This is a genomic window from Marisediminitalea sp. (genome assembly GCF_984433645.1).
The window spans coordinates 1-11,351 of record NZ_CFIDRX010000141.1; the positions used below are offsets into that span (position 1 = coordinate 1).

Below are 11,351 nucleotides of genomic sequence, written 5' to 3' on the forward strand. Positions count from 1 at the left end.
ATTGCAGGATTATTGGGTGGTTGTAGCCTAGAAGGCGATGACGGACAAGACGGTGCCACTGGTGCGCAGGGTCCTCAGGGTGAGGCGGGCGCTGACGGCACTGATGGTCAGAATGCCCTGCAGGGTATTCGTTTGTCTGTGATTGGCCGGGCTAGCCTGGATGCTGAAGGCGCAGCAGAGATTGTTCAGTATGACGTGGACACGAATACAATTTATGTCACCAATAGCGATGCCAATACCGTCGAAATGGTCAGTACTGCGGATCTGACTGCCGAGTCAATGAGCAATCCAATCACTGACTTCAACCTGACAACCGGCACCAGCATTACCCTGGCCGATGAAATCGATGGAGTTGCGCTGGATGGTTTAACCAGTATTGCATTGTCGGGTGATTTGCTTGCCGTGGCGGTACCTGCAGATGACAAAAGCGACAACGGCTTCATCTTGTTTTACACCGGCGTATCGGGTTCGGCACCGGTTTTCCTGAAAGCAGTGGAAGTAGGCAATCTGCCAGATATGGTGACGTTTACTCCGGATGGCAGCAAAGTACTTGTTGCAAACGAAGGTGAGCCAAGCGGCGACTATACTATTGACCCGGAAGGCTCAGTGGCCGTTATTACTGTTACTGATGGTGTGCCTGCAGATACTGCAACACTGATTGATTTTACCGAATTCAATTCGCAAAAAGCGGGCTTAATGGCCATGGGCATGCATTTTCCAAACCCGGAAGGTCGCACAATTAATGGTGTTACTATCACCACCAGTGTTGCTCAGGATCTGGAGCCTGAATACATTACGGCTAATAACGACACAGCGTTTGTCACTCTGCAGGAAAACAATGGCGTTGCGGTCATCGATTTGACCTCGCTGGAAGTGAATGTACTGGGACTGGGCTTTAAGGATTGGTCTGCGCTGAATATCGATGCTCAGGAAGACGGTGAAGTGAGCTTTGGCAAGTATGCGGGCCTTTATGGTGTTTATATGCCGGATACGATTGCCATGTATACCTGGAAAGAAGCGCCTTTCCTCCTTACCGCCAACGAAGGTGATGCACGCGAGTACTTTATTGGCGATGATCTCACAGAAGCAGAGTGTACAGCGGCAGGTGGGCAGGATTTCGATGATGGTGAATGCCTGGCATTTACTGAAGAAGTCAAAGTGAAAGACCTGACCGCGGCACCGGGTTCGTTACTGGAAGCATTGCATGCAAACGGAGAAACCGACGATCTGCGTGTCACAAACGCGTTGGGTGATATGGATGGCGATGGCCAGTATGAAGCGGCTTATTCCTATGGTGCGCGCTCTTTTACTATCTGGGATCAGAATGGCTTGGTCGTGTTTGATTCAGGTGATGACTTTGAGCGAATCACTGCATCGATTTATGGCGCTCAGTTTAATAATGGTGATGACGAAAATGAAGGGGATTCACGTTCAGAAAACAAAGGACCTGAGCCAGAGGCACTGACTGTCGGAACAGTTGGCGAGCGTTCATACGCATTTATCGGGCTGGAACGTATGGGCGGTATTTTCATTTACGACATTACCAATCCGTACGATGCGTTTTTTGTCGATTACATCAATAACCGCGATGTTACGGAAGGACTGGCGGTAGGCGATGCGATAGGTGATCTTGCGCCAGAGAGCCTGTTGTTCGTTTCTGCTGATGACAGCGTTACTGGTGAACCTATGTTAATTGTAGGCAATGAAGTCAGTGGCACCGTAGCGGTTTACGGTATCACTCAGCAATAATTAATTCCGGGCTCCATGCCCGGTTTACATCGAGCCCGTGTTGCATGTGAATGCCACGGGCTTTTTTGTGTTTGTACCTCGCTAAAGCGAATAAGTCAGCAGGCTACGGCCCCTTCTATTGAAAATCAGTTTCATTATGTTGCACATCGTCTCATTGCATTCTATGCTTATTTCAGGTTGTCTCAAATGTCACTAAATGCGCAATTTAAACAAAATAACCAAAAGTATAATTGTGCGTAAGTGCGCTCAAGAACCATAATCAATATGTCGAAAACATTCTGTTCAGCACGAGTACAAACGGATTTGGACAGATTGTGCTGTAGGTTGAGGTAGTGATGGCCGAAGTAGCAAGACCATTGAAGCAAGGTGAATCCGTAGAATATACCTGGGTTTGGGTATCGATTATTGTACTTTTGGTGGCGTGGGGAGCAACCTATACACAATTTCCTACTTTAGCCATGGTCGCGGTGTCTTTAGCGGTGGGTGCGACAACGGTTTTCAGCGTCAGGCAAAGCCAGCATGATTCCCAAAAGAAAACAGAGCAAACAAACCCACTGCCATCACCATCTTCTGACGAAGTGCCTCCCAGAATTCGCGCAATAAACAGCGCACTGCGGGAACTGTTAGCGGAGTGTGAGCAAAATATACAGGCTGTTAAATCTACTCAGGACGATGCTGTGCACACCCTGTCTACATCATTCTCAGCGCTGCGGGAGTTGGTTGAAGAGCAGCAAACGCTAACTAAATCCCTGATGACATTCGAAGGTTCCGATCAGTCATACGCAGCACACCTGAAAGACTTTGCCACTGAGACTGATGAAACCCTGATGTCGTTTATTGATACCACCGAAAAGGTCAGTTCATCTACCCAATCTTTAATGACGCAGGTTGAACAAATTTATCAGGCTATGCCTACCGTGGAAAAAGCCTTGAGTGATATCGATGCTATTTCATCGCAAACCAATTTACTGGCCCTGAATGCCGCTATAGAAGCTGCAAGAGCAGGTGAGGCAGGCCGAGGGTTTGCGGTTGTTGCCGACGAGGTGCGGGCATTATCTACCCGTTCTACTGAGTTCAGTGGCGTGATCACGCAACAAATGAGCATGATTGGGGAAATGATCACCAACCTCGAAAAAGAAGCGCGCTTCGTGTCTTCCATTGACTTGTCGCAGGTGACAAACAAAAAAGACCACATCAAGGGACAGCTTGGCCTAATTGCCGGCAAGGCTTCCCAGGACTTGTCTGTTACCGAAGCCCTGAGTTCTTTGAATACGCGCTTCTCCGCTACAGTGGGCGATGCTATTCGCGGTATGCAATTCGGCGATATCAATGGTCAGAACCTGGAACACACCGCCGGCATTATCAGCATGATCACTGACCAGTTGGACACGCACAATATCAGCCATCTGGAAACGCAAATGGAAGACTACAAAAGCCAGTTGGTGGCCAAAGGCCAACTTGATCACAATCCGGTTTCAGCGTCTTCCATGGACGCTGGTGATGTTGAATTGTTCTGAGTGAAAACCCAGGAGTATCGGTCATGTCAAAACATATCTTAGTTGTGGATGATTCAGTTTCAATTCGCCAAATGGTCGAAACCACATTAAAAGCAGCACACTATAAGGTCACGCTGGCCGAAGATGGTCTGGACGCGCTGGAGAAATGCAAAGCCTCTACCTTTGATTTTGTGCTGACCGACCAGAATATGCCTCGCATGGATGGGTTGTCACTGATTAAGTCTTTGCGCAGCCTGGTAACGTTTCAACGCACGCCAATTGTTGTGTTAACCACCGAGTCGAGTGACGACATGAAACAGCTTGGCAAAGCGGCTGGTGCGACAGGCTGGATGGTCAAGCCATTCTCTCCGGATGTGTTACTCAACGTAATGCGCCGGGTACTGGGATAAGTGGCCCAGGCCTGAGGAGCGAACATGAACGTTGATGTAGAACAGTTTCATGCAGTGTTCTTTGACGAGAGTAACGAACACTTGCAGGCCATGGAAGATTTATTAATGACACTTGATGTCGATAACCCCGACAGCGAGGCATTAAACAGTATCTTCAGAGCGGCCCACTCCATAAAAGGGGGCAGCGGTATTTTCGGCTTCGATGCACTGACCGGGCTGACCCACGTGATGGAAACGCTGCTCGACAGAGCACGCAATCAAACCATGAGTTTATCGGTCGAGATTGTCGATCTGTTCCTTGAAACCGTTGATACGCTTAATGCAACGCTGCAGGCTTATAAAGACGGCGGTGAGCTACCTTCTGATGCCATTAACGCCGGTATCGAAAAGCTTGAGGCCGTTCTTGGCAGTACCGGCAGCTCAGAGCCCGTAGCTCAGGCCGGTGAGAGCGAGGACGACATAGCGGAATCGGAAGGCATTGACGATGGCTTTGGTTTTTTCGACTTTGACGATATCGCCGAGCCCGCTACAGCCGTTGATGCAACCGATGACCTGTTTGGTGATTTGGCTTTTGGGGCTGAAGCTCCAACAGACAATCCACAAGCACCTGATGGTAAAGAAACAGACGACATCTCCGGTTTTGGGTTCTTTGATGACGAGGCACTGCCCGCTCAACCTGCCGCATCACAAAGCGAAAAAAGCCAGCCCGCCCCGGTAACACCGAAACAGAATGTCACGCCAATCGCAAAGGGCAAGGCAGTCTCTCAAACAAAAACACCAGCCAAAGAATCCGGCTCCATTCGCGTCGACACATACAAGATTGATGGCATGGTTAACCTCGTCGGAGAACTCGTGATCACCCAGTCCATGCTGTCTATGATCGGGAACGAAGTCGACGGCAAAGCCGGTGAGATGCTTCAAACCGCAATTGATGAGTTACAGCGCAATACGCGTGAAATACAGGAATCTGTGATGTCGATGCGTATGTTGCCTGTCAACATGACATTTAATCGCTTCCCTCGGGTTGTGAGGGACTTGTCACAGAAGCTCGGTAAGCAGGTCAAACTTGTTATTGAGGGCGGTGCCACAGAAATAGACAAGAGCCTGATAGAAAAGCTGGTGGATCCGCTTACTCACCTGGTACGCAACAGTATTGATCACGGTATTGAGTCGCCTGAAACACGCCAGGCAGCGGGTAAACCTGCGTCGGGCACCGTTGTGCTCAGTGCTGCACAAAAAGGCAGCAGTATCATTATCAGTATTCAGGATGACGGCGCTGGGTTAAACCGCGAGCGCATTCTCAACAAAGCCATGGAGAACGGTCTGATTCACTCTGACGATATGCCGGACAGTGATATCTGGAAGCTGATATTTGAACCGGGCTTCTCTACGGCCGCAGAGGTGACCGATGTCTCCGGGCGCGGTGTCGGTATGGACGTCGTACGTCGCAATATTGAATCAATCGGCGGTCGAATTGAAATTGAATCCAAAGTGGGTGAAGGCTCGTCATTCAATATTCATTTACCGCTTACTCTGGCCATTGTCGACGGGATGTGTGTGGCTGTGGGCGACCAGATATTTGTGGTGCCGCTGCTCAATATCATTGAGTCATTCCAGCCAAGAGCCGAACAGTTGCAAAGCCTCAGTAATGACAATGTGTTGTGGATCCGGGGGGAATACTGGCCACTGGTAGCGCTGCATGAACTCATGGACGTTGAAGGGGCAATCGATGCACCGGAAGAAGGGATCGTGGTGTTACTGGAAAGTGGGAAAAAACGGTTTGGTATACAGGTAGATGCGTTACTTGGTCAGCAACAAGTGGTCATTAAAAGCCTGGAAAAACACTATCGCAAAGTCGCTGGGGTTGCGGGTGCAACCATCATGGGGGACGGCAAGGTCGCGCTCATTCTGGACGCGGACTCCATTGCTCAAACCTGCCAGGACGCTTTAAAACAAGAGGCATGCGCATGACAGAAGCAACGTTGCAGCAATCGCCAGTAGGGTCTGACGAACGGGAATACCTGAGTTTTGTGCTGGGCAAAGAGTACTACGCCATCGACATTACTACAGTGAAAGAGATCCGCGGCTACGAAGCGACCACCAAGATCGCCAACGCACCGGCATTTATTAAAGGGGTGCTCAACCTACGTGGTGATATCGTCCCTATCGTGGATCTGCGAATAAAGTTCGATGTGGGCGAGCCCACTTATAACGAATTCACCATTGTGATCATGCTACACGTCTACGACCGCATTGTCGGCGTTGTGGTAGACGGTGTGTCTGACGTGGTGCGTTTAACGGAAGCCGAGGTGTTACCGCCGCCTGAATTCGGGGTTGCGTTCGACAGCCAGTATTTACTGGGCCTGGCAGACGTAGACGATTCAATGGTTATTTTAGTCAATATCGAAAAGCTGATCACCAGCGATGCCCTGGCGCTCGTTGATAACAGTCAGAGCGCTGCACTAGCAGGTTAGCCAACCATTTACCTGTCGGTGTAAGGACATCAACAGGCAAACCGAGTGATGGAGTAAAATCATGGGTGTATTAAGTCTGTTCAACCAAGATGCATTGAAAGCTGCACAAAAACTGTCGGTCATGCAACAAAAAGCACTGGATAACAGTGCCGCGAGCATCATGATGGTAGACAATCACGGGGTGGTGACTTACGCCAATCAGGCGTGTTATCAAAGTATTGCTAACTGCGGGGTTACCCTGGTTCCAGGTCAACACTGTGACTCGTTAGGGCAGGGTATGTTCGGTCGTCTGGCACAACACACTAACGGTGCAGCTGTCAGTGTGGGCAATAAAAACCTGCAACTCACTGTTACACCGCTCACCGACCCAGCAGGTGTCGCTGAAGGATACATTCTCGAGTGGGCAGACAACGCGCAATTAAATGCTCAGCAAGGCAAGTTAAATGCCATTGACCGCGTCCAGGCGGTTATCGAATTCTTACCCGATGGCACAATTGAAACCGCCAACAGTAATTTCTTAGCCGCGACCGGGTATACACTCGAAGAGATTCAGGGACAACATCACAAAATGTTTGTTGAGGCTGAATACGCTAAATCCGCCGAGTACACCAGCTTCTGGGCGAACCTCAAGCAAGGCAATACACACTCAGGTGAATTTAAGCGCATTAATAAGCAAGGTCAGGCGTTTTGGATTCAGGCCTCTTACAACCCGGTATTTGACGACAATGGCAATGTTGTTCGCGTGGTTAAGTTTGCCACAGACGTGACCCAGGAAAAATTACTCAATGCTAACTATAACGGCCAGATTTCAGCGATTGGCAAGTCTCAGGCAGTGATTGAGTTTGATTTAACCGGGCACATTCTGGATGCCAACGAGAACTTTTTAAATACCGTGGGCTATGAACTGGAAGAAATTCAGGGCAAGCACCACAGTATGTTTGTTCAATCGGATTATGCGGCCTCCGATGAGTACAAAGGGTTTTGGGCGTCACTCAAAGCAGGACAGTTCTTCAGTGGTGAGTACCAGCGCGTTGGCAAAGGCGGCAAGGATATTTGGATCCAGGCAAGCTACAACCCTATTATGGACATGGACGGCAAGCCCTTCAAAGTGGTGAAATACGCCTCTGACATTACGGCTTCCAAGTACCGGGCGGCAGACTATGCCGGTCAGATTGATGCAATCGGTAAGTCTCAGGCCGTTATCGCCTTTAAACCCGACGGCACCATATTGGAGGCTAATCAGAATTTCCTCGATGCAGTGGGCTACAGCCTGGAAGAGATAAAAGGCCAGCATCATCGCATGTTTGTGGACTCGGCAACGCAAAATACCGCGGAGTACAAAGCGTTCTGGTCTTCACTGGCAAACGGCCAATTCTTCTCCGGTGAATTCAAGCGGGTCACCCGCGCTGGCGAGGAGATATGGATACAGGCTTCATATAACCCCATCTTCGACATGGCAGGTAACGTATTTAAAGTGGTGAAATACGCCTCTGACATCACCGCAGAAAAGCGCAAAAATGCTTATTTTGAAGGGCAACTTGACGCTATTGGTAAGTCCCAGGCGGTGATCGAGTTTGAATTGGATGGCACCATTATCAACGCCAATGAAAACTTCCTTGCAGCGATGGGCTACTCCCTGGACGACATCAAAGGCAAGCATCACAGCATGTTCGTTGATGAAACTTACAAACAAAGCGCGGACTACAAAGCTTTCTGGGCAAGCCTCAATCAGGGAAACTACGCGTCAGGCGAGTTTAAGCGCATTGCCAAGGGCGGCCGCGAGATTTGGATTCAGGCTACTTACAACCCGATTCTGGACCAAAATGGCAAGCCATTCCGCGTGGTTAAGTTTGCCACCGATGTGACCGCAAGAACCAAAGCCGTTAACGAAATCAAGCACGTAATGACGCAGCTGGCCAAAGGCGACCTGTCGTGCAAGATTGAGCAGGAATTTGAAGGTGAATTCAAAGAGCTGGGTCAGGCTACCGATCAGTTTATTCAGGACATGCGCACGACCATTTCGGACGTGAAAGATGTGATGACAAAGCTGGCAGACGGCGATTTAACTTGTGGCATCGAGCACGAATTTGAGGGCGACTTCAAAGTACTGGGCGAAGCCATTAACCAGTTCATTCACAACATGCGATCTACCATTGGTGAAATTAACGACGCAGTTGAAACTATCAATACCGCCTCATCTGAAATCGCAACTGGCAATGCGGATCTGTCTTCACGCACCGAGCAGCAGGCATCAAGTCTGGAAGAAACTTCTTCCAGCATGGAAGAGCTAAACGGCACTGTGAAGCTAAACGCCGAAAATGCAGAGCAGGCCAATAACCTGGCATCACAGGCTTGCACCGTGGCCGCTGAAGGCGGCGACATGATCAAGCAGGTTGTCGATACCATGTCAGCCATAAATGCGTCGGCCCAGCGCATCTCAGATATCATAGGTGTGATTGACGGCATTGCTTTCCAAACAAATATCCTGGCTCTCAATGCCGCGGTAGAAGCTGCAAGAGCAGGAGAGCAGGGGCGTGGCTTTGCCGTCGTGGCCAGTGAAGTAAGAACACTTGCACAGCGCTCTGCAGAAGCAGCCAAAGACATTAAAGAATTGATTTCTGACTCGGTCACTAAAATTACCACCGGTAACGATCTGGTGAACCGTTCAGGTGAAACCATGGATGACGTTGTCGTTGCTATCAAACGGGTTAATGACATCATGTCGGAGATTGCCGCCGCGTCAATCGAGCAGGCCTCAGGTATCGATGAAGTGAGTAAAGCAGTTGTTCAAATGGATGAAATGACGCAGCAAAATGCCGCCCTAGTAGAAGAAGCCGCCGCCGCAGCGGAAAGCTTGCGCCACCAGGCGGGGCAACTCTCAGACCGGGTCACCACGTTTAAGCTCGACGGCAGTGCCTTGCAAGCCGCGGTGTCAGCACCGGCCAGACTCAGCAATCCGGTAGCCCCGGTAGCAAAACCGGCTGTAAACGGCTACCTGAAAACGCCAGCGCCAGTCGCCAAAACAATGCTGAAACCCGCCCGGGCCGAAGAAGATGAGTGGGAGACGTTCTAATGGGGGCCGTTGTGACCCCCGCTGCCCAGCGGGAGTTTGCATTTAATCGCAGCGACTTCGAAAAGGTAAGAAAAACGTTGATGAGCCAGGCAGGGATCCGTCTGGCCGACTCCAAAGACGGTATGGTGTACAGCCGCTTGGCGAGACGACTCAGAGCACTGAACATGGACAGCTTTAATGAATACCTGGCCTATGTGGCGTCCTCCACCGACGAGCAGGAACAATTCGTTAATGCCTTAACCACCAACCTGACGTCGTTCTTTCGTGAACCACACCACTTCGACGCGCTGGCAAGGTACTTACATGAACACCCAGAGACGCACACGATTTGGTGTGCCGCCAGTAGCACAGGTGAAGAACCTTATTCCATTGCCATGGTGGTGGCAGAGGTCTATGGCAGCTACAAGCCTCCGGTGAATATTGTGGCCTCTGATATCGACAGCAATGTGCTGGCTACCGCGCAACGAGGTGTCTACGCTGCTAACAGCATTGAAAAGCTGTCGAACAGCCGTAAACAGCAGTTCTTTCACCGTGGTACAGGCAATAATGCCGGTAAGGTAAAAGTAGTAGATGAACTACGCAACATGGTGACCTTCAAGAAAATCAATTTGCAGCAAGCTGATTGGGGATTCAGACGGGAGGTTAATGTGATCTTTTGTCGCAACGTGATGATTTACTTCGACAAGCCGACTCAGCTTAAACTCCTCGCCCGAATGGTAGATTTGTTACCGGCGGATGGCATGTATGTGGCAGGGCATTCGGAAAACTTTAATTTGCAAACCGATTTGGTTCGCCCCATGGGGAAAACTCTCTACCGGCCTGTGAAATAACGGTATGGATGACGCATTTGGCGAGTTCAACACGGTACCAATAGCTTATTTTGACACCCACTTTCAACGTGAAGCCATTAAGCTGTTGCCCGGGCAGTACTTTGCTACCTCTGGTGACAAACTTATTGTAACGGTGTTGGGGTCTTGTGTTGCGGCCTGCATTCGCGATCCTATGGCGGGAGTAGGGGGCATGAATCACTTTATGCTGCCCACCGCAACCCGGGAGGATGCGACGGTGCGCAGTGCCATTACCCGATATGGCCAGCACGCTATGACTATCCTCATAGAGGACCTCGAAAAGCTTGGCGGGCAACGGTCGCGCTTCGAAGCGAAGGTGTTTGGCGGTGGCAAAGTATTGAACGGCTTTGACAAGTGTGACGTCGGCCAAACCAATGCCGCTTTTGTACAGCACTTTTTGTCAGAAACGGGGATCCCTGTTGTTGGGCAGGATCTGTGTCAGGACTACGCGCGAAAAATCTATTACACCCCCGCAACCGGTGACGTTCACATGAAACGCATTCGTCGCTTCAATAACACCACCATTTTTGAAAGAGAACGCCAGCACAGACAGGCGTTGCTGCTAAAAGGCTAGTGTTGAGTTCCATCAGAGAAATTAGCGACATACATATCAAACTTCGCGACAGGATCATGACTTTTCTGTGTCAAAAGTATAAGCTTAAGCGAATCTAACAGCCCTGCAAGAGTGAACTGTGATGCAGCGGCAGACTGAATTGAGACAGAAAATAATATGAATTCATCCGTAGTGTTAAGTGGTGTCGGCCTGTGGACACCACCCAACAAAATAACCAATGAAGAACTGGTAGAAAGCTATAACGCGTGGGCAGATGCCTACAATGCAGAACACGATGCAGACATTGCTGCCGGTAAACTGGACGCTAAGCCTCATTCCAGTGCGGAATTTATTGAGAAGGCCTCGGGCATCAAAAGCCGATATATTTATTGCAAAGACGGTGCGCTGGATATTCAACGCATGCGGCCTGCTATCCCGGAGCGCGGCGAGGACGAGATGTCGAACCAGGCCGAGATCGCCATTGAAGCCGCTAAACTTGCCCTTGCCGACGCGAATAAAACGGCGGCGGATGTCGACGCAGTGATTGTGTCGTGCGCCTACACCCAGCGAGCATATCCTGCCATCGCGATTGAGGTGCAGGAAGCGTTGGGGATTGAAGGTTTCGGTTTTGATATGTTGGTTGCGTGCTCTGCGGCGACCTTTGGGATGCACCGGGCGTGGGAAATGATTGCGTCGGGCAATGCCAAATGTGTGTTAGTGATTAATCCGGAGCTGGTATCTCCACAAA

8 protein-coding genes and 1 pseudogene are annotated in these 11,351 nt (G+C 50.1%); all 9 read left to right on the forward strand.

Going from position 1 to position 11,351, the window contains the following annotated elements; all coding sequences use genetic code 11:
* Positions 1-1,749: choice-of-anchor I family protein (locus AC4MRN_RS15640; protein ID WP_491203796.1), on the forward strand; the 1,749-nt coding region annotated here is incomplete at its 5' end.
* A gap of 335 nt (positions 1,750-2,084) precedes the next feature.
* Positions 2,085-3,266: a methyl-accepting chemotaxis protein gene (locus AC4MRN_RS15645; protein ID WP_491203797.1), complete on the forward strand. Its 1,182-nt coding sequence runs from the start codon at positions 2,085-2,087 to the stop codon at positions 3,264-3,266.
* Positions 3,267-3,289: 23 nt separating this feature from the next.
* Complete coding sequence (locus AC4MRN_RS15650; RefSeq protein ID WP_491203798.1) at positions 3,290-3,655, forward strand: response regulator; 366 nt, start codon at positions 3,290-3,292, stop codon at positions 3,653-3,655.
* Between the two features lie 24 nt (positions 3,656-3,679).
* The gene (locus AC4MRN_RS15655; RefSeq protein WP_491203799.1) at positions 3,680-5,626 is read left to right on the forward strand and encodes a chemotaxis protein CheA; all 1,947 of its coding nucleotides are present in this window, start codon (positions 3,680-3,682) and stop codon (positions 5,624-5,626) included.
* Positions 5,623-6,129 (forward strand): chemotaxis protein CheW, encoded by a 507-nt coding sequence (locus AC4MRN_RS15660; RefSeq protein ID WP_073323359.1) that lies wholly within the window; start codon positions 5,623-5,625, stop codon positions 6,127-6,129. Before AC4MRN_RS15655 ends, AC4MRN_RS15660 begins: the two co-directional genes overlap by 4 nt.
* Before the next feature lie 61 nt (positions 6,130-6,190).
* Entirely contained in the window at positions 6,191-9,202 is a 3,012-nt protein-coding gene (locus AC4MRN_RS15665; RefSeq protein WP_491203800.1) for a PAS domain-containing protein, read from the forward strand.
* A complete protein-coding gene (locus tag AC4MRN_RS15670) occupies positions 9,202-10,032 on the forward strand; it encodes a CheR family methyltransferase (protein ID WP_491203801.1) in 831 nt (276 codons plus the stop codon). The genes AC4MRN_RS15665 and AC4MRN_RS15670 overlap by 1 nt, the downstream gene beginning before the upstream one ends.
* A gap of 4 nt (positions 10,033-10,036) precedes the next feature.
* Positions 10,037-10,624 carry a chemoreceptor glutamine deamidase CheD gene (gene cheD / locus AC4MRN_RS15675; RefSeq protein WP_073323355.1) on the forward strand — a complete coding sequence of 196 codons (588 nt, stop codon included), beginning with the start codon at positions 10,037-10,039 and terminating at the stop codon, positions 10,622-10,624.
* 156 nt (positions 10,625-10,780) lie between these two features.
* Positions 10,781-11,351: pseudogene (locus AC4MRN_RS15680) on the forward strand (beta-ketoacyl-ACP synthase III); the annotation flags it as partial.